The organism is Kitasatospora sp. NPDC101176 (genome assembly GCF_044768035.1).
GTDB lineage: Bacteria > Actinomycetota > Actinomycetes > Streptomycetales > Streptomycetaceae > Kitasatospora.
The window spans coordinates 53,080-70,639 of sequence record NZ_JBIWPA010000013.1; the positions used below are offsets into that span (position 1 = coordinate 53,080).

Annotated in this window: 22 protein-coding genes; 9 read left to right on the forward strand and 13 right to left on the reverse strand. The window is 74.3% G+C overall.

What is annotated here, in order from left to right:
- Nucleotides 1-109: 109 nt before the first annotated feature.
- Both ACIRS1_RS19610 and ACIRS1_RS19615 read right to left on the reverse strand, forming a co-directional pair.
- Complete coding sequence (locus ACIRS1_RS19610; RefSeq protein ID WP_402841348.1) at nt 110-754, reverse strand: methyltransferase family protein; 645 nt, start codon at nt 752-754, stop codon at nt 110-112.
- Nucleotides 755-1,018: 264 nt separating this feature from the next.
- Entirely contained in the window at nt 1,019-1,483 is a 465-nt protein-coding gene (locus ACIRS1_RS19615) for a MarR family winged helix-turn-helix transcriptional regulator (RefSeq protein ID WP_402841351.1), read from the reverse strand.
- A 63-nt stretch (nt 1,484-1,546) separates the two neighbouring features.
- Here ACIRS1_RS19615 and ACIRS1_RS19620 point away from each other — a divergent pair, with 63 nt between their 5' ends.
- Complete coding sequence (locus ACIRS1_RS19620) at nt 1,547-1,918, forward strand: hypothetical protein (RefSeq protein WP_402841354.1); 372 nt, start codon at nt 1,547-1,549, stop codon at nt 1,916-1,918.
- Between the two features lie 220 nt (nt 1,919-2,138).
- Here the strand turns inward: ACIRS1_RS19620 and ACIRS1_RS19625 are convergent, their stop codons facing one another.
- From ACIRS1_RS19625 to ACIRS1_RS19640, 4 genes are all read right to left on the reverse strand, one after another.
- Complete coding sequence (locus ACIRS1_RS19625) at nt 2,139-2,438, reverse strand: DUF4193 domain-containing protein (RefSeq protein WP_360206348.1); 300 nt, start codon at nt 2,436-2,438, stop codon at nt 2,139-2,141.
- Nucleotides 2,439-2,634: 196 nt separating this feature from the next.
- Nucleotides 2,635-2,865: a hypothetical protein gene (locus ACIRS1_RS19630; RefSeq protein WP_402841356.1), complete on the reverse strand. Its 231-nt coding sequence runs from the start codon at nt 2,863-2,865 to the stop codon at nt 2,635-2,637.
- Nucleotides 2,866-2,946: 81 nt separating this feature from the next.
- Nucleotides 2,947-3,639 (reverse strand): DUF4232 domain-containing protein, encoded by a 693-nt coding sequence (locus ACIRS1_RS19635; protein WP_402841359.1) that lies wholly within the window; start codon nt 3,637-3,639, stop codon nt 2,947-2,949.
- Nucleotides 3,640-3,918: 279 nt separating this feature from the next.
- Nucleotides 3,919-5,010: a VWA domain-containing protein gene (locus ACIRS1_RS19640; protein ID WP_402841362.1), complete on the reverse strand. Its 1,092-nt coding sequence runs from the start codon at nt 5,008-5,010 to the stop codon at nt 3,919-3,921.
- Between the two features lie 335 nt (nt 5,011-5,345).
- On the opposite strand from ACIRS1_RS19640, the gene ACIRS1_RS19645 reads away from it, so the two are divergent.
- Nucleotides 5,346-5,591: an amphi-Trp domain-containing protein gene (locus ACIRS1_RS19645; RefSeq protein ID WP_360206362.1), complete on the forward strand. Its 246-nt coding sequence runs from the start codon at nt 5,346-5,348 to the stop codon at nt 5,589-5,591.
- 47 nt (nt 5,592-5,638) lie between these two features.
- Here ACIRS1_RS19645 and ACIRS1_RS19650 read toward each other — a convergent pair whose 3' ends face one another.
- From ACIRS1_RS19650 to ACIRS1_RS19660, 3 genes are all read right to left on the reverse strand, one after another.
- Nucleotides 5,639-6,487, reverse strand: a complete 849-nt coding sequence (locus ACIRS1_RS19650) for a hypothetical protein (protein ID WP_402841365.1) — start codon at nt 6,485-6,487, stop codon at nt 5,639-5,641.
- A 383-nt stretch (nt 6,488-6,870) separates the two neighbouring features.
- The gene (locus tag ACIRS1_RS19655; RefSeq protein WP_402841367.1) at nt 6,871-7,827 is read right to left on the reverse strand and encodes a hypothetical protein; all 957 of its coding nucleotides are present in this window, start codon (nt 7,825-7,827) and stop codon (nt 6,871-6,873) included.
- A gap of 175 nt (nt 7,828-8,002) precedes the next feature.
- Nucleotides 8,003-8,530, reverse strand: coding sequence for a YrhB domain-containing protein (locus tag ACIRS1_RS19660; RefSeq protein WP_402841369.1), 528 nt, complete (start codon nt 8,528-8,530; stop codon nt 8,003-8,005).
- A 214-nt stretch (nt 8,531-8,744) separates the two neighbouring features.
- On the opposite strand from ACIRS1_RS19660, the gene ACIRS1_RS19665 reads away from it, so the two are divergent.
- From ACIRS1_RS19665 to ACIRS1_RS19675, 3 genes are all read left to right on the forward strand, one after another.
- Complete coding sequence (locus ACIRS1_RS19665) at nt 8,745-9,401, forward strand: GPP34 family phosphoprotein (RefSeq protein ID WP_402841372.1); 657 nt, start codon at nt 8,745-8,747, stop codon at nt 9,399-9,401.
- A gap of 155 nt (nt 9,402-9,556) precedes the next feature.
- Nucleotides 9,557-10,342, forward strand: a complete 786-nt coding sequence (locus ACIRS1_RS19670) for a DUF4239 domain-containing protein (protein WP_402841374.1) — start codon at nt 9,557-9,559, stop codon at nt 10,340-10,342.
- 252 nt (nt 10,343-10,594) lie between these two features.
- The gene (locus tag ACIRS1_RS19675; protein WP_402841377.1) at nt 10,595-11,101 is read left to right on the forward strand and encodes a GNAT family N-acetyltransferase; all 507 of its coding nucleotides are present in this window, start codon (nt 10,595-10,597) and stop codon (nt 11,099-11,101) included.
- A gap of 103 nt (nt 11,102-11,204) precedes the next feature.
- Here the strand turns inward: ACIRS1_RS19675 and ACIRS1_RS19680 are convergent, their stop codons facing one another.
- On the reverse strand, nt 11,205-11,801 hold the full coding sequence (locus ACIRS1_RS19680) for a DUF4291 domain-containing protein (protein ID WP_402841380.1): 597 nt from the start codon (nt 11,799-11,801) through the stop codon (nt 11,205-11,207).
- Nucleotides 11,802-11,898: 97 nt separating this feature from the next.
- Nucleotides 11,899-12,600, reverse strand: a complete 702-nt coding sequence (locus ACIRS1_RS19685) for an ArsR/SmtB family transcription factor (RefSeq protein WP_402841384.1) — start codon at nt 12,598-12,600, stop codon at nt 11,899-11,901.
- 65 nt (nt 12,601-12,665) lie between these two features.
- On the opposite strand from ACIRS1_RS19685, the gene ACIRS1_RS19690 reads away from it, so the two are divergent.
- On the forward strand, nt 12,666-13,526 hold the full coding sequence (locus ACIRS1_RS19690; RefSeq protein WP_402841387.1) for a hypothetical protein: 861 nt from the start codon (nt 12,666-12,668) through the stop codon (nt 13,524-13,526).
- Nucleotides 13,523-14,296: an isocitrate lyase/phosphoenolpyruvate mutase family protein gene (locus ACIRS1_RS19695; protein ID WP_402841389.1), complete on the forward strand. Its 774-nt coding sequence runs from the start codon at nt 13,523-13,525 to the stop codon at nt 14,294-14,296. Before ACIRS1_RS19690 ends, ACIRS1_RS19695 begins: the two co-directional genes overlap by 4 nt.
- Before the next feature lie 24 nt (nt 14,297-14,320).
- Here ACIRS1_RS19695 and ACIRS1_RS19700 read toward each other — a convergent pair whose 3' ends face one another.
- A complete protein-coding gene (locus ACIRS1_RS19700) occupies nt 14,321-14,740 on the reverse strand; it encodes a MarR family winged helix-turn-helix transcriptional regulator (RefSeq protein WP_402841392.1) in 420 nt (139 codons plus the stop codon).
- Between the two features lie 61 nt (nt 14,741-14,801).
- Between ACIRS1_RS19700 and ACIRS1_RS19705 the strand changes: the two genes are divergently transcribed.
- On the forward strand, nt 14,802-15,605 hold the full coding sequence (locus ACIRS1_RS19705; RefSeq protein ID WP_402841394.1) for an alpha/beta fold hydrolase: 804 nt from the start codon (nt 14,802-14,804) through the stop codon (nt 15,603-15,605).
- 140 nt (nt 15,606-15,745) lie between these two features.
- On the opposite strand, the gene ACIRS1_RS19710 is transcribed toward ACIRS1_RS19705, so the two are convergent.
- On the reverse strand, nt 15,746-16,789 hold the full coding sequence (locus ACIRS1_RS19710; RefSeq protein ID WP_402841396.1) for an RNA-binding protein: 1,044 nt from the start codon (nt 16,787-16,789) through the stop codon (nt 15,746-15,748).
- A 269-nt stretch (nt 16,790-17,058) separates the two neighbouring features.
- On the opposite strand from ACIRS1_RS19710, the gene ACIRS1_RS19715 reads away from it, so the two are divergent.
- Complete coding sequence (locus ACIRS1_RS19715) at nt 17,059-17,400, forward strand: hypothetical protein (protein WP_402841398.1); 342 nt, start codon at nt 17,059-17,061, stop codon at nt 17,398-17,400.
- Nucleotides 17,401-17,560: the final 160 nt, after the last annotated feature.

Below are 17,560 nucleotides of genomic sequence, written 5' to 3' on the forward strand. Positions count from 1 at the left end.
ACCCGGCTGCCGGCAGCAGGTGGGAGGCTGTTCCGGGGCGACGGCCCGCTCCGGGCGGATACCTGCTCCCGGTGGATATGCGCTCCCGGCGGGGTGAGCCACCGCCCCGTCAGCGCCGTCGAGGCCCGGCCGGGCTCGAGGCCGCCTGCGGGCCCAGCGGAACCAGCGGAACCAGCGCCGGGACGCGAGCGCGGTAGGTCTCGTAGGCCGCGCCGAACCGCCCGGCCATCATGGCGTCCTCGGCCCGGACCCGCAGCAGCAACCAGGGCACGGCGACGAGGAGGTAGGCGATCCACACGCCGAACCCGCAGGCCGCCATCCCCCCGGCGATCAGGCCCAGCAGGCCGGTGTAGATGGGGTGGCGGACCAGTCGGTAGGGGCCGTCGGTGCGCAGCTCGTGCCGCTCCTGGACGGTCGGCACGCTGGCCCACATCGCCCCCAGGACCCAACGGGCCCACAGGAGGAGCGCGGTGGACGCCACCGCCAGCAGCGCGCCCGCGACGGCGAGCACCGGCTGCCAGTAGCGCAGGTGTTGCCAGAAGTCCCGGGTCCGGTCGAGCAGGGCGAACAGCGCGTAGCCGCCGCCGACCAGCAGGACCCGACGGAACATCGAACGGCGCAGCCCGCGCAGCCATCCGCGGAGGCCGGAACGAGCCGCGACCGCGAAGTAGCGGACGCCGGCCGTCCAGGCCGCGCAGAAGATCGCGACGCACGTGTAGGTGAGCGCGGCGGTTGCCGAATGCAGCGAGCCCATGGCCCAAGGCTCCTCCGCCACCGGAGGGCTCCACCACCACCCGCGGGTGGACCGCAGGGCCCTTCTTCCACCCGGAGGTGGAGCCACCCCGGAACGGCCACGGGAACGGCCACGGGAACGCCTCGGCGCGCCGCAGACCGCATCCGGGCCGCGCGCACGCCCGATCGACCGGGCACGCACGGACATCTGACGGCCCGTCACCGACGGTTGCGCCGGACCGCCCCGGCCGGGGCCCCCGGTGAGCGGCGACCCTCCCCCGGTCGGCTACGGCAGCCCGGCGCGGTGGGCCAGTACGCGCAGCGCCTCGGCGAGGGCCGTGCGCTGGTCCTGCGTCAGGCCGGCCGTGAACTCCTCGTCGAGGGTGCGCGCCAGGCCGGTGCAGCGTTCGAGCAGCTCCCGCCCCTGCGGGGTGAGGGTGAGCACCTGGCGGCGGCGGTCCTGCGGGTCCCGGATCCGCTGGAGCGCGCCGAGGCCCTCCAGGGTGTCGGCGAGGGAGACCACCAGGCTCGGCGCCACGCCCATCCGTGCGGCCAGTTCCTGCTGGGAGGCGGCGGCGGCGAGATCGAGCGCGGCCAGCAGGCCGACGTGCTTGGGCTTGAGGCCGAGCCCCTCGACCTCCCGGCCGAACCGGTCGCCGGCCAGCGTGCCCAGGACACCGAGCCGGAACACCGTGGTCGAGGTCAGGCCGCCGGGGGATTCGCCCGCCGCTGCCCCGTTGACATCACTCATGCCGCGAATGATAGCTTCCCCATAATCGTTCACAGCTCGAATGATTCACATGGAGACGCGATTGTGAACCCGTCCACCACCCAGACCCTCCTCGTCGCCGCCAACGGCCTCGGTACCCTCGTCTCGGCCGGCTCCTGCATCGCCGGCATGGTCAGGCCCGGCCTGATCCTGCCGAGGGGCACGGCCGTCAACGGCGGCACGCGTCTGTACGCCCATGCCTACGGGGCCAGGGCGATCCCGCTCGCCGCCGTCACGCTCGCCCTCCTCGCGACCGGCGACCGCTCCGCCGCCGCCCCGGTCCTCGCGATCGCCGGCCTGGCCCAGATCGGCGATTCCGCGATCGGCGTGCGGCAGCGCAACCCGGGGATGGCCGTGTGTGCCGGCCTGCTGGCCGTCCTCCACCTCGCCTCGGCGTGGTGGTTCCATGCACGCTGACCGCAGCCGCGCGCGGGAAGTCGGCGGATCCGACTTCCCGCGCACGGAGGGCCGCGATCACCCGTGGCGGCGGGTGCTTCCGACGCCCGCGGCCGGGGCGCCCCGAACGGACGAAGGGACTCCCCCCGCCCCGCGACGGGCCCGGCTCACCGGCGCCCGCGGCCCGCTGCCGTCGACGGGTCGCGGGCGGGCCGGCCCGGGGCGCGGACTCCCCGGGCGGTCAGGACGCGCAGTCGCGACAGATGGGCTGACCGTTGCGGTCCTCGCCCGCGAGCTGGGCACGGTGGTGGACCAGGAAACAGGTCATGCAGGTGAACTCGTCCTCCTGCATGGGCACGACCCGCACGGTGAGCTCCTCACCGGACAGGTCGGCGCCCGGGAGCTCGAGCCCTTCGACGGCCTCGGGCTCCACGTCGACGGCGGAGCTCTGCTTGTCGTCGCGCTGGCTCTTCAGCGCCTCGATGCTGTCGTCGCTGCTCTCGTCGCCGGTGTCACGCGGAGCGTCGTAGTCGGTTGCCAAGGTGGTGCCTTCTCCTCAGGGATTGCTTCCGGCGGGCGAGCCGTGCCGCCCGCCGGCCGACGGAGTGCCGGCCGGGCAGGTTCTCATGGCCGATCCGCCCCGTGGCGCACCACCATCCCACCTCGCCGACCGTACGGCGCGCGAAGGCCGACACGCGGCCCCGTCGAGGTGCCGTCGCCCACCCCGGTCCACGGCGTCACGATCCGCCGGGCAGCGCCCCGTCGGCCGCGGCGAAGGTGAGCCCTCCGGAGCCGAGCGGCGTGCGCCCACCGGCAGCGCCCTGCCGCGGGACACCGGGCTCCGGGGCCGACGGTTCCCGGAACGGCAGGCGCTCCACCGGGAGGAGCCGCTCGCGCTCCTCGACCGCGGGCTGGTCGACGAGGGGCTCGGAGAAGGGCTGCCACAACGGGCGCCGGTCGGCATTCATGATCACCAGTCTGCCAGTCCGCCCGCCCGACCACCCCCGATTTCCCCACGGCCCCGCCGGGAGGGTGGTGTCGGGGCGGGGTCACTTGCCGGCGGCGGCCAGGGAGGTGACGGCTTCGGGCACGGTGGGGCGGTAGAGGCCCATCGTGGGGTTGAGGACCCGGGTGCCGCTGTCGAGCGGGAAGTTGCGGGTGTTGGCGAGGGGCATGTTGGTGCCGTCCTGGTCGACCAGCACGTTGAATTCGTTGATGTCGGGGGCGGTGCCGGTGGTGGCGCCGCCGGGGTTGAGGTCGATGACGGCGTAGGCGTTCTGGCCGGCGGGGACGGGGAAGCGCGCGGTGCCGCTGGCGAGCACCGGCCGGAGGTTCTTGCTCTGGTCGCGCGCGGTGGAGTTGCCGAGGTCGACCCCCGGGGAGGAGCTCAGGGTGCAGGCGTTCGCGCCCGTGTTGTGCACCTCGATCACCCGCTGGGTCGGCGCCCCCTGGCGTGCGGTCACGCGGATCGTGAGGTTCTGGATGTCGCACGGGTGGGCGGCGGCGGGGGCGGCGCCCGTGGCGGGCGGGGTGTGGGTGGCGGGGCGCGAGGCCGTTGCCGGTGCACCCGTCGCCGGGGGCGCGGCGGGCGCCGACGGAGCGGTGGTGGCCGCCGCGGTCTTCGTGGGGGCCGTCGGACCGGCGGCCTGGTCGGCGTTGTCCGGCCCGCAGGCGGTCAGCACGAGTCCGGCCCCTGCGACGAGGACGGCGGTGGCGAGCAGCGGACGGCGGCGGACGGACATGGGGACTCCCCGGTGGCGGTGTGTGCTGACTGCTTCGGACACACGAGATGACGGCAAATCAGGGGAGTTCGGTGGCACCGGTGGCGTCACAGTCGTCAGGACATGACAGGGACGGGAGCGTGACATTCCGCCAGTCGTGGGGGTGGTGGGGCCGGCGGGGCGATTGGCGTGGCGGGCGAGGCCACGGTCACCGCCATCACCACCGCCATCGCCGCCCCGGCGACCGGCCGTGCCGCCGGCCCCGGAGAACCGGGCCGGCGGCACGGGCGGTCGTCGCGGCTACAGCACGACGAGCAGCTTGGTGTCCGGGACCAGCTTCCGGTTGACGGAGGTCGACTGGACGAAGACGGTGTACGCCGGGTTCTCGCCCGGCTTCACGGTGACCTCCGAGGCCGGCAGCCCGAGGAGCCGGCGGGCGGCCGGGCCGGAGAACACCCGGCCGGTCATCTGCCCGGTGGCCGGGTCCTTCTCCGCCACGGCGAGCTGCTTGCTGCCCTGGATCTTCTCCCGCTTGGACAGCTCGTAGTAGGCGCAGCCCGTCTTGTACGCGTGCCCGGAGCGGGTGACGAAGTCGCGGATCGGGCTCGGCTGGTCGACCGGGACGAGGATGTAGCTGCCGGTGGCCAGGGCGTCGAGGTTGGCCGCGACGTCGGCGGTGTTGAGGTCGTGGCCCATGGTGAAGAGGTTCCTGGTGCCGCGCACGCCCTGCTCGCGGCCGCGTAGGAAGCTCGTGGCGGCGGTCTTGACGGTGCCGATGGCCTCCTCGACGCCCTTGCCCGAGTCGGCGTCCCAGATCGCGATGTTGCCCGCGGGGAAGCCGTACTCCTGGGCGGTGCGCTTGGCCAGGGAGTTCGGCACCAGGATCGCCGACGTCCAGTGCTCGGGCAGGTCGTCCAGGGCGCCCTTGATGCGGTCCTTCCACGCGCGCAGGACGGCGGCGCCCTGGCCGGCCTTCATGCGGGTGTGCATCTGGCCGCTCTCCGAGCAGCCGGAGGCGTTCTCCTCTCCGTCGGTGACGACGACCTGGAGGAAGGAGTGCTCCCCGTAGCCCTCCCAGATGTTCTTCAGGTCGTCGACGGACTTCACGGCCGCCTCGATGAGCGCCGTCGCGCCGTTGTCGACCCGGTAGAGGCCCTTCAGGGAGGGCAGGTGCTTGACGTCCATGTCCCAGACGAGGTTCTGCACCTCGTGGTCGAAGGCGTAGAGGCTGATGCGGGTCTCGTGGCCGAGCCGGTCGGACTCTTCCTGAAGGCCCTTCACGAACTCGTCCACCACACGGACCAGCTGCGCCTCGTGCTGGCGCATCGAGCCGGACTTGTCGACCACCAGCGAAACGTGGTTGACCTTGTGCTTGATCCTGTTCGCGGACATGGTTCTACCCCTTTCCCAACGCCTTTTCGACGCCTTTCCGGCGCCCCCTCCGACGTTGCTCCAACACTATGGGGAGGCACTGACAGTGCCTCCTGACCTGGGGTTTCACGGGGCCGGAATTCACCGGAGGGGAAGGTTCCGCCCCTTGGCGGACCACACGGCCGGAATTGCGCCGGGCGAACGTCGGATCCGCCCGGCGAGGACGAAAGGAGCAATTCTTCGGACGCACTCGCGGGCCGGTTCCCGGGCGCCCGGCGGGCTCCGCCGGGCCGCCGGCGGGGTGCGGCGTGAGAATGGGGAGGCACCTGTTGTTCCACCGTCCCGGGAGGCGTCCCGTGAAGGACCTCGAGTTCGAACAGAAGCGCACGCTGTCGCGTGCCGAGGCCGCCGATCAGCTGGAGGCGTTGGCGGCCGCGCTCAGACGCGGCGGCCAGGCCGAGCTGGAGCTCGGGCCCGGGAAGCTGACGCTGCGGATCCCCGACGAGCTGCGCACCGAGATCGAGGTCGAGCTGGAGGACGGCGAGATCGAGCTGGAGATCGAGTTCTCCTGGCGGACCGGGCAGGCGGACGGCGGTGACTGACGGCGGCGGCTGACGGAAGCCGCCGAGGGGCCCGGCGCGGCCCGCTGCTACTGCGGGTTGCCGTTGGCCGCGAGGCGGGAGCTCATCTCCGCGTGGGCGCGCCCGGAGTGGGCGTTGGCCGGGTCGTGGACGAGCCGCAGGTAGTCGTAGAGCACCTGCACGCACTTGTCCCGGGTCGGGTAGGAGGCGTCGGAGGTCAGCCCGAGGTCGTTGGTGACCTCCATCAGCCGGCCGTCGGCATCGGAGTACACCGGGTGCCAGATCAGTCTGACCGCCGGGTTCAGCGCCATGACCACGCGCAGTTGCGGGACCTCCTGCGCGATGAGGACGCTCTCGGGGTCGTACGCCCGCAGGAAGATGTGGACGGGGCCGCGGGCGCGGCTGACGAAGGCCTTGGACAGGACGTTCCACATGGGCGTCTTGAGCAGCCAGTCCGGGGTCAGGGACAGCTTGTCGACCACGCCGCCGAAGGGCGTGGACTCCAGCGGGGTGTGGCCCTTGGCGCGGGCGTAGTCGCTGACCTCCCGGCCGCCCGACCACAGGGCCAGCGTCGGCGTGTCGATCTCCAGGTAGTCGCCGACGACCCTCACCAGCTCCTGGTACCAGGAGTTCGACGCGCGGTAGTCGCGCTGCTCCTGACGTTCGGTGAACTTCGCCATCGCCTCGTCGTTGAGCTGCCCCTGTTCGGCGATGCCGCCGAGGACGAGCTGCCAGGCCGTCTCGGTGACGTCCGCGGGGAAACCCGCCTGGGCCATCATGGCCCGGAACGTGCCCCACTCACCGTGCGCGGTGGGGTCGGCGGCGTTGCGCCGCGCCTCCTCCCGGACCGCCCCCGGGTCCTGCTGCCGCTGGATCCGGCGCGTCACCGCGGCGTTGCCCACCGTCCGCTGGAGCACGCCGAGTCCGTCGGGCTGCGGCGCCCTGCCGGGGGCGTGCTCCGGGGCCGCCGTTCCCCGGGCGCGGCGTCTCGGGGCCGCCTCGGGTGTCGGCGCGACCGCGGGTGTCTCCGTCTTCCGCACGCTCCCCAGCCCTCCACGCCTCCCGCCGGGCGCTTGCCGCCCTGGACGTTCACCGCCCTGGACGTCGACGTCTACCGCCCTGGACGTTTCGAACCCGGCACGCTTCCCGCCCGGCCCCGGAGCGGCCGAGACTAGGGCCCGGCGGTGGTGCCCACGAGGGCCGGAAGGGCAGATCGCGGGCACCTCTCGGGGGCGGAACGGGCGCCGGCCGGGCAACGGTACGGCGACGGGGCGGCGGCACCGCCCCGTCGCCGGGGCGGTCAGCTCCGGGCGTCCTTGTCGTATGCGACGATCCCGGCCAACGCCAGCCACTGGCGGCACTGCGGGCAGGGCATCCGGACCTCCCAGGTCCCGGGGTTGTTCGCGCTGCGGTCGTAGAGGCACACCGTCCCGATCAGTGCACCCCGCAACGCGCCCCGGTCGATCGCGGTCTTGGCGGCCGCGACGGTCGTGTGGCCGGCCGCGACCAGGAAGCGGTCGAGCGCCGACACCTCCGCGCAGCCGGTCTCGGTCCACTTCTCCTGCCGGTCGACCAGCTGCGGCACCAGCGCGAGGGTGACCGCCGACAGCTTCTCGCTGCGGCCGTTGGAGCCGTGGTACTCGGCGCCGTTCACCACCAGCACCGACTTCACGTCGCCGGGCAGCCGCCGCGCGGCCGGGTCGTAGCCGGGCCCGGCCTCGCCGCGCTTGCGGCGGATCGCGTCCTGCAGGATCTCCTCGTCGGTGCGCACCCGCGGCTGGCGGGCCGCCGCCTGGCGGGCGGCCAGTGCCTGGGCGGCGGCGGCCGCGGCGGCGGTGCGGTCCCGCTCACGCCCCACCAGGCTCTCCACCAGCGCGGCCACCAGGGTGCTGCACTCCAGGCCCGCCGCGTTGGACCACTGCTGGAGCCTGGTCCTCAGTTGGGCGACGGGGGCACCGGTGGTCTCGGTCTCGGTGATCCGGGCGTGCAGCTCGGCGACGTAGTCGGCCAGCGCGGTGAGGTGCAGATCGGGGTTGCCGTCGGAGATCAGGCCGCCCTGGCGGACCTCGTTGTGGGCGTAGCGCGCGATCTCCAGCCGGGATCTGAGGATGTCCAGCGCCTGCGCGTCGGTCGGGGCGGGGGCCGGTGCCCCGAGCGGCAGGCGCGCCCGGTCCTCGATCATCGTCCGGGCCCGGGTGGTCAGTCGCGCCTCGATCCGGCGCAGCGTGCCGTCGATCCCGTCGGTCGTGTCGGCCACGGCCGTCTCCCCCCTGTTCGGCCGGGTCGGGGGCCTGCCCCGCCCCGGTGCGGTCGTCCTCCGGCCGCACCCTAGGCGAGGCGGGACTGCACCGGCAAGGGCGTAGACCGCTGCGAAGAAGGCGTTTTGACGGTACATCAGATCGCGGCGGGCGCCGCCGAGCGCGTCCGGTCGCTCAGGTGACGGGGCCGGTCAGGGTCTCGATGTCCGGCTCCTCCGCCCAGGTGAGGCGCACCAGTTCCGGGGCGGGGCGCTTCCCGCGAGCGACGGCCGCGGTGAAGTCCTTGGCCTCCCGAAGTCCGAGGGCGGGCGCCTGCCTGCGCAGGTACTGCATCGCGGCGGCCGTGCCGCCGGTGCGCAGGACCTCGCGCAGCGCGATCACCAGCGGGTCGCGCCCGGTGCCACCCTTGGTGTGGCGCAGGTAGCGCTCCTGCCAGTCGTCCGTGTACGCGAGCGGGGACAGCCAGTGGACGCCGCCGTCGAAGCGGTCCACCAGGTACGTGCCGCACCAGCCGGTGGTGCGGAGGCTGAGGTCGCCGGTGCGCACGTACGCCGCGGAGTCCACGGCCAGCAGCCAGCCGGCCTCGTGCTCCTGCACACCGGCCACGGCGAGCTCGGGGAAGGACCATGCGGCCGGCACCTCCTCCCGCTGGCGGGTCAGCACGGCTTCGACGAGCGCGACCGCGCGGTCTCTGGTGATCACCCCCTCATGCTCCACGGCGCGTCAACCGGGTTTCCCTGACCGCCGGGGCCGGCGGGACGACAGGCGCGCGGGACGACAGGCGCGCGGGACGACAGGCGCGCGGGACGTACCGACCGGAGGAGGACGGCGGCCGGACGGGTGGTCCTGCGGGTGGAGGGGCAGTCCGTCCTGCGGGCTGACGGCGGGCGGTCGGGCGCGCCGTATCGTCGGTGCCATGAGCCGAGCACTGCATCTGGCCACCTACCTGCTGGCCTTCGACACCGAGGCCCGGACCCTGCAGGACCGCGCCCGCGCCGGCTTCCTGGTGCGCGCCGCGGCCCTGGCCGAGCTCGCCCGCCGGGGCGCCGCCGCCGAGGACGACGGGGGCCGGGTCCGGGTCGTCCGCGCCGACCCCACGGGGGACGGCGTGCTCGACGCGCTGCTCGCCGACCTGGGCGGCGAGCAGCGCACCTGGAAGTCGTGGATCAAGCGCGGACGCGAGGACACCCTGGAGGCCGTCGAGGAACGGCTCGCGGTGCTCGGCGTCATGACCGTGACGGACCGCGACCCCTACGGCCCGGTCGCGCCGCGGCGCGCCGTGGCGATGGTGGACCCGCGCGAGGCCCTGGACCTCCAGGTGCGGGTGGCCGGGCTCGTGCGCGGCACCGCCCCCGTCGCCGGAGTGCCGTACGAGGAGGCGGCGCTCGCGGCCCTGGCCGCCCACGGGCACCTGCGGCTGGTGCTCTCCCGCCACGACCGCAGGGAGCACGCCGACCGGATCGCCGCGTTCACCGACCGGGTCGCCGTCGAGGCCGCCCCGGGGCTGGCCCGGGCGGTGTCCGGGCTGAACCTGACCATGGTCGCCGCCCAGGGCGGGATGGGCGGCGGCTGACGGACGCCCCGGGGTTTCTCCGGCGCCGCGCGCCCGGGTGCGGGTTAGCCTCGGCCGTGGGCCCGGCAGCCCGCCCCGGGCCGCGGGCCTGGCCTGACCAGCACGGCAAGCCACCCTGACCACCGCATCCGGCCGACCGGCCGTCGAGGAGCACCGTGGAGCTCTGGCTGTTGAACCACACCCCGGCCGCGCCCCTGGCGGTGCTGGTGGTCGGGGGCTTCGTGCTACTGGCCCTGGCCGGCAGCGTCCTGGCCGCGCGCCGGTTCCCGGCGCTCGCGGACGGCGAGCACAACGAGATGGTCGGCGTGGTGCTGGGGATGTTCGGCGCGATCTACGGCATCATCCTGGCGTTCGTCATCGTCAACCTGTGGACCGAGCTGCAGGACACGGGCAGGGTCGTGTCCACCGAGGCGACCGCGGTGTCCCAGATCGCCCGCGACGCCCGGGCCTTCCCGCCCGCGACCCGGGAGGCGCTGTACGCGGCCGTCCACGGCTACGTCCACGCCGTCGTCGAGGACCAGTGGCCCCTGATGCGGGCCGGGAAGGGCGACTCCGCGGTGACCACCCGGGCGCTCGACGGGATGTACGGGGCCCTCGCGGACTACCAGCCCGAAACCCCCTCCGAACAGGCCTTCTACGCCAAGGCCCTGGACAGCCTGAACGACGTCGCCGCCCAGCGGCGGGCCCGGATCGCCGTGAGCCACGGCCAGCTGCCGACCCTGCTGCAGGTGCTGATCTTCGGCGGTGCCGTGGTGATCACGCTGACCACCTTCCTGTACGGCATCCGGAGCCAGCGGATGCGGCTGCTGTTCGTCGGTTCGGTGGCCGCGCTCGTCGGCTTCAGCCTGCTCCTGGTCATCGTCCTCGACCGGCCGTTCTCCGGGTACATGAGCGTCTCCCCGCAGCCGTTCAAGGACAGTGCGCTCGCCCGGTTCTGGTGACCTGGCCTTCGGGACCGGCGTGGACATCCCCGATTGACAGATCGTCATATTGCCTTCACGGCAAAGTGATTGCGGACATCCCTCGCCGGAGCCTTCCCTCCGGGACGGGCTGCGTCCACCGGGTGAGGCGGACGCCACCGCGGACGGCGGCCCGGCGTCCGGCGCAGTGTCCAGCCCCGCATCCGGCCCGGCGTCCGGCGCCGGGCCGGAAATCCGGTGGTTCACCGAAGCCCCGAGGTACAGACTGGCCGGATGCCCACGCTGGAACTCCTGCGTCCCGACCACGCCGAGGCCCTGCTGGCGTTCGAGCGCGCCAACCGCGCGCACTTCGCCCGCAGCGTCCCCGACCGCGGCGACGCCTACTTCGCCGAGTTCCCGGCCCGCCACGCCGCCCTGCTCGCCGAACAGACCCGGGGCACCTGCAGGTTCCACGTGGTGCGCGACGCCGACGGGGAACTCCTCGGCCGCGTCAACCTGGTCGACCTCGCCGAGGGCGGCGCCGAACTCGGCTACCGCATCGCCGAATCCGCCACCGGTCGCGGCATCGCCTCCGCCGCCGTCGCCGAGGTCTGCCGGCTCGCCGCCACCGTCTACGGCCTCGACTTCCTCACCGCCGCCACCACCCTCGACAACCCCGCCTCGCAGGCGGTCCTCGCCCGCAACGACTTCCAGCTCCGGCACGAGTTCCGCCTCGACGACCGGGCCGCCCTCGCCTACCGACGCGACCTGGCCGACCTCCGCCCGACGCTCCTGGCTTGACGTCCGACCAGTCGTGTTCGACCACCTGCTGCGCGTGAAGCGCCATCCCGAGGCCCGGGGCGAGCTGACGAGGGGTCTACAGTCCCCGGTCGTGGGTGGCGGCTCAGCCTCGCAGATGGGCCAGCAGTCCGTCGCCCGCCGGGTAAGGGCTCTCTGCGGGGAGGAGTCGGCGGGCGGCGTCGAGGGCTCCGTCCCTGACGTGGGCACGGATCGTGTGGGCGAGCGTGGTGACGTCACTGATCGAGACGATCCACTCGTCCGCGTAGCGCTCGGCGGCCTCACCGGCGAGGCCGAGCTGCAGGGAGCGGTGAGCGAGCGGCTGGAGGTGCAGGTCGCGTTCGGGGTCCCACTGCACGCGCGCCGGGGCACGCTTGAGCCGGCGCTTCCAGCTGGCGCGGTCGGGATGCAGCCCGTGCTCGTAGTGCGACAGGCAGGCATTCTCCAAGGCCCATTCGAAGCCCTCGCGGGTGATCTCGACCGCGAGGACGATCTCCTGGCCTTCCTTGGCGGCCCATCCGCAGCGGTACATCATCCAGAGGAACGACGGCTTGATCCACGTCATCCGGTCCCGCCGCCAGGCCGCGGGGAAGCCGCGGCCGTCGAGTGCGGCGGGCAGGCCGATCTCCGGCGCGTACGCCTGGTAGACCGTCACGGTGGTGGCCGTATGGAGGGCGCGGATCTGGTGCTTGGGCACTGACACGGTGACCAGGGTCGATGGTGGGTGCGCTTCGCGCCATCGAATTACCAGGGGATGGGACTGGCGAGCACCCGGTGAAGTGCGTCCGAGGGCCGGGGCGTCAGCGGGTGGCCGTCTCCTCCGGTCGGACGCCGAGGAGGTCGTGCAGCGCCCGGGTGCCGGACGGGGTGACCCGCAGGGCTCGGCCGGAGCCGATCCGTTCCACCCAGGCCCGGTCCAGCGCCGTGCGGCACAGCGCCGCGCCCAGGGCCCCGCCGACGTGGGTGCGGCGCTCCGTCCAGTCCAGGCAGCTGCGCACCACCGGGCGGGCGCCCCGGCGGCCCGCACGGGGCGGGAGCTCGATGGCCTGCTCGGCCAGCCAGGCGCGGCCGTGCTCGGTGACGGTGAGGCCGGCGTCGTCGGCGAGCAGCCCGCGGTCGAGGAGGGCGTCCGCGACGGCCACGCCGAGCCGGCCGGCCAGGTGGTCGTAGCAGGTCCGGGCACGGGCCTCGGCGCTCAGCCGGGTGGCCTCGCGCAGGGTGCGCGGTGCGGGTGCGCCGCGTTCCGCGAAGGCGGTGAGGTCCTCGATCAGGGTGGCGACGGTCTGGTCGGCCAGCCGGACGTAGCGGTGCCGGCCCTGGCGTTCCTCGGCCAGCAGGCCGCCCTCGATCAGCCGGGACAGGTGCTCGCTGGCCGTGGACGGCGCGACGCCGGCGTGCCGGGCCAGTTCGCCCGCCGTCCAGGCGCGTCCGTCGAGCAGCGCGGTGCAGAAGGCGGCGCGGGTGGGGTCGGCGAGCAGGGCGGCGAAGCGGGCGAGCGACATGCCCCCATGGTCGCGCGGGAACGGTTCGACCGGGGCCGAAACGACGTGCTCCTAGCGTGGCGGGCATGACGGAACCCATCGTGTTCGACCGCTACGACGACGTGATCGCGGCCCTGGCGGACGCATCCCTGGTGCCGCCTCCGGCCGCGGACGGGCCGGCGGGTGGGGTGGCCTGGTTGCGGGCGCGGGTGGCCCGCTTCGGCTCGGGCGAAGTCCACGCCCGGCGCCGGGCCTTGGTCGAGGCCGACCTCGCCTCGCTGGACCCCGGTGCACTGCGTCGGGCCGCGGCGACCGAGTGTGCGTCCGACGTGCGGCTGCGGGTCGTGCGGGCGCTCGCCGCGCAGCTCGGGCTGGCCGAGCCGGAGGCGGTAGCGCGGGACGTGGTACTGGTGGCGCGGGCGTACTTCGCGGACGCGCCGGACGATCCGGAGGCGGACGCGGCGGTGGCGAGGCTGCTGCCCGCGATGGGGTGCGGGGAGGAGGGGGCCGAGCAGGAGGACCCGGGGCAGGAAGGCGCAGGACGGGAGGACACGGGCCAGGAAAGGGCCGGACGGGAAAGCGCCGGACGGGAAGGGGCCGGGCAGGAGCGGGCCGCGAACCGGATCGGTCTGCTCGTCCAGGCCTGCGAGGCCACGGCCGCTCTGGTCGAGCACGCCCGCCGGGGGACGGGCCTGGAGGCTGCCCTGCGGGATGATCCGCCGGTGCGGATGATGCGGCGGGTCGCCGCCCGGGACACCGCCGTGGCCGGGGTCGCGCTGCCCGCCGGGACGCCGGTGCTGCTCGACCTCGTCGCCGCCCAGGAGCCGGACCGCGAACCGCTCACCTTCGGGGCGTCGCCCCGCATCTGCCCGGGCCGAGCGCACGCCCTGGCCATCGCCGGCGGCATCCTGCACGGTGCCTCCGCTCTCGGAGAGGAATCACGATGACCCCGTTCGCCGCCCTGCACCACCGGCCTGGCCGACCGCTGCTGCTCCCGAACGCCTGGGACCACGCCTCAGCGGCGGCCCTGGCCGCCGAGGGGTTCACCGCGATCGGCACCACCAGCCTCGGGGTGGCGGCCGCGGCCGGCCTGCCCGACGGCGCGGCCGCCACCCGTGAGGAGACGCTGCGGCTGGCCCGCGGGCTCGGGCGCGGGGGCTTCCTGCTCAGTGTCGACGTGGAGTCCGGCTTCAGCGACGACCCGGAGGAAGTCGCCGCACTGGCCGTGGAGTTGGCCCGGGCCGGGGTGGTGGGGATCAACCTGGAGGACGGCCGGGCGGACGGCACGCTCGGTCCCGTCACCGTCCACGCGGCGAAGGTCGCGGCGGTGAAGGCGGCCGTGCCGGAGCTGTTCGTGAACGCGCGTACGGACACCTACTGGACCGGGCAGGCCGACCCCGGCCCGGAGACCGCCCGGCGCCTCGACGCCTACCAACACGCGGGTGCCGACGGCGTGTTCGTGCCCGGGCTGGCCACACCCGGCGCCATCGCGGAGCTGGCGGGCCGGCTGACCGCCCCGCTCAACGTCCTCTGGTCGCCCGAGGGTCCGGGTCTCGCCGAGCTCGCCGACCTCGGCGTGGCCCGGGTCAGCCTCGGCTCGCTGCTCTACCGCGCCGCACTGGGTGCGGCCGTCGACGCGGCGAGGGCGGTGCGGACGGGCGCGCCGGTCGGCCCGGTGCCGGGGTACGCACAGGTGCAGGCGCTGGGCGAACGCTGAGGGGCCGGGGCCGGGGCCCTCGGGTCACGCGCCCTGTTCCTCCGTGAGGCGCCGGAGCAGGGTGAGCAGGGTCGTGCGCTCCGCATCGGGCAGGGGCGCGAAGCACGCGGCGAGCACCTCGTCGGCGACCTGGTGACCGGCCGCCAGGACCTGCTCACCCGCAGGGGTGAGGTGGTGCTCCAGGCGCCGACCGTGCCCCGGCCTGCGGTCGACGAGGCCCTGGGCCGTGAGGCGGCCGACGAGCGCCCCGAAGGCCTGCTCGGTCTGGAAGGTCGCTGTGGCGAGCTCGCGCCCCGAGGCGCCGGGCGATCGGCTGATCGCCCGCAGGGCGTCCCACTGGGCGAGGGTCGTGCCGGTGGCCGAGAGCGCACTGTCGAGCGCCCGGTGCTGCCGGTACTGGGCCTGCTTGACCGCCCTGCCGAGTTCTTGCAGCTCATCATGCATGGGGGGAGTCTACCGAACGACCAAGCTAGCTTATATAAAGATATTTAGTTACAGTGGAGGCATGCCCACAGACACCCCGCACGCACCCGCCGACCCGCCCTCGGACCTCCCCCTCCGGCTCGACGAGTCCGGGACCGGCAGGCCCGTCCTCGTCCTCCACGGGGGCGGGGGCCCCGCCACCGTCGCCGGCCTCGCCCGACACCTCTCCCGCACCACCCGCACCATCACGCCCGTGCACCCCGGATGGGACGGATCCCCCCGCCCCGCATGGCTCACCGGCATCGACGACCTGGCCCGCGCCTACCTGCGGCTCCTGCACGACCGAGCGCTGCGCGACGTCCTCGTCGTCGGCTCCTCGCTCGGCGGCTGGACGGCCGCGGAGATGGCCGTGCGCGACACCGCCGGAATCATCACCGGCCTCGTCCTGATCGACGCGGTCGGCGTGCACGTCGAGACGGAACCCATTGCGGACGTCTCCGCCCTCGACGCCCGCGGCCTCGCCGAGCTCTCCTGGCACGACCCGGACCGCTACCACGTCGCCGACCTCCCGGCCGAGGAACTCGCCCGCAGGCAGGCCAACGCCGCGACCATGCGCCTGCTCGCCGGCGACCCCTACATGCACGACCCCGAGCTGCTGCAGCGGCTCGGCGGCGTCCAGGTGCCCACCCTCCTGCTCTGGGGCGCCAGCGATCGCGTCGTCACGCCCGCCTACGGCGCGGCCTATGCCGGCGCGTTCGGCAACGGCCGACTCGAGGTCGTCCAGGAGGCCGGCCACCTGCCGCACGTCGAACAGCCGGAGGCCACCTTCGCCCTGATCGACGCCCACCTGCAGCGGACGGGCACCCGCACCGTCACCACCGGGTAGCCGGCACCCACGGCGGCCCGGGGCGGGCCGGTCGCGCCACCACCGGATCGGTCGGGGCGAGGCGGGGGCGGTCGGGGGAGGTCCGGGCGCCGCCCGGGGCGGCGCCCGGGGCGCCAGGGGTGTCTCGGGCCGACGCCCCACTACGGGCACGCACCCACGGCTCCGCCCCCGCCCCGGCCCCCGTCGCCGCCCCCGTCCCGGTCCCCGCCGCCCGGGATCGGTACGGTGCTCCAGCGGGCCCGCACCACGCCGTCGGGGTCCGGCAGGACTGCGGTGAGCAGCGGCGCACGCTCGTCGACGTACACCGACAGGACGGCGGCGGCCCGTGCGTCGGCGATCCGGGCGGCGACGGCCGCGAACTCGTCCTCGTCGACGACCACCCCGGTGATGCGGCCGTCCCGGTCCTCCCAGACGACCTCGACCAGGGAGTCCTCGCCGGTGAGGGCGGCGGCCAGCACGCCGGCGACGTCCGGGGACAGGTCCGGCCAGACGGCCAGTCGTGCCCGCGGGGCCAGTCCGGCCCTCACCGCGGCGACGGAGCCCTCCGTCAGCCGGTGCCAGCGCGAGGCGTTGTCGACGTGCACCTCCTCCAGCAGCGCCGCCCGGCCCGCCGCCATGCTGCGCCGCACCCGGGCCCAGAAGGCATCGTCGGCCGGGTGCCGCTCGCCCCGGCCGTCCGGTTCGACGTCGTACGGGGACGCGTCCTCCGGCTCCGGGAAGAGCCCCAGCGCGCGGGTGCGGGCCACCGCCGCCGGGCAGGGCCGGGCGCTGCCCACGTACACGTACTGGTCCCAGCCGACGTGGACGGCGAAGGCGCCCTCGGCCTCCAGGCGGCACCAGGCGCCGCTGTCCCGCAGCATGGCCCGCACCAGCTCCAGGGCCACCGGCAGCGGCACCCGGGCCCCGTCGTGGTAGCCGGTGAGGTCGGGCGGGAAGAGGCCGGCCAGGCCGTGGCCCTCGACCGGGGGCTCCAGGCCGAAGTGCGTGAAGCCGGGCGCGACCTGCGGCTCACGGACCTCCAGGTGCCGCACCCCGCTCTCCTCGGCGAAGGCGGCGATCGCCGCGAGGTAGGCGGCCTCGACGGGGCCGTGGTCACTGACCGGGTCGAGCGTCCCGGCGTAGGCGCCGCGATCGTCCCGGTCGGCGGGGTCGTACTTGGTGATCCGGTGGACGTGGGGCAGCACGTCACCACCCCCCGGCGGCGGGGAGGGACGTCGCCGCGCGGGGCGCGAGGGGCTGCTGACGAGCACGGGGAGAATTCACCGGGCCATCGTGCCGGAAACGACCGCAGCACGTCCCGACATATACCCATCGCGAATTGTTCGGGCAGCCCTAACTCGCCAAAACAACAAGGCCGTTCGCGTTTTTACAAGTCAGCCGATCCGCCGGTGGGCGAGGCTTGCACCGAAAGCCTGAACCGTCCCCGACTCGCCTTCGGAGAAACGGATCCCTCATGCGTCTCAGGAAAATCGCGGCCGTCGGCCTGCTCGCCCTCACCGCCACGGTCGCCAGCGTCGGCACGGCCAGCGCCGAGAACGACTGGGTCTACGGCGCCTACGGCTACCACGACCCCAACCGGCACATGTTCGGCATCGGCGACACCGAGGCCGACGGCCAGTACCCCTACGTGCAGTGGAAGGTCAACGGCGTCTCGCAGGACCCCATCCCCAACTACAACGGCAAGGGGAGCTGGCGCGACGAGCCCAACCCCAGCTACATGTGGGGGCAGAGCCTGGCCTGGCGCATCTGCCGCTCGAACGGCGCCTGCTCGCGCTGGCACTACGAGACCGTCTGACGGCCGGCGCCCGCACCGTGCCCGCACCGCCGCTCCCCACCCGGGGCGGCGGGGCGGGCGCTTCGCCGTACGGCGGACTTTCCGCATCCGCATTCGAGGGTCCGTCGGCTTTCGCGTTCGGCGGCTGAATCGACGACGCCGCAGGAATTCCCCCCACGGG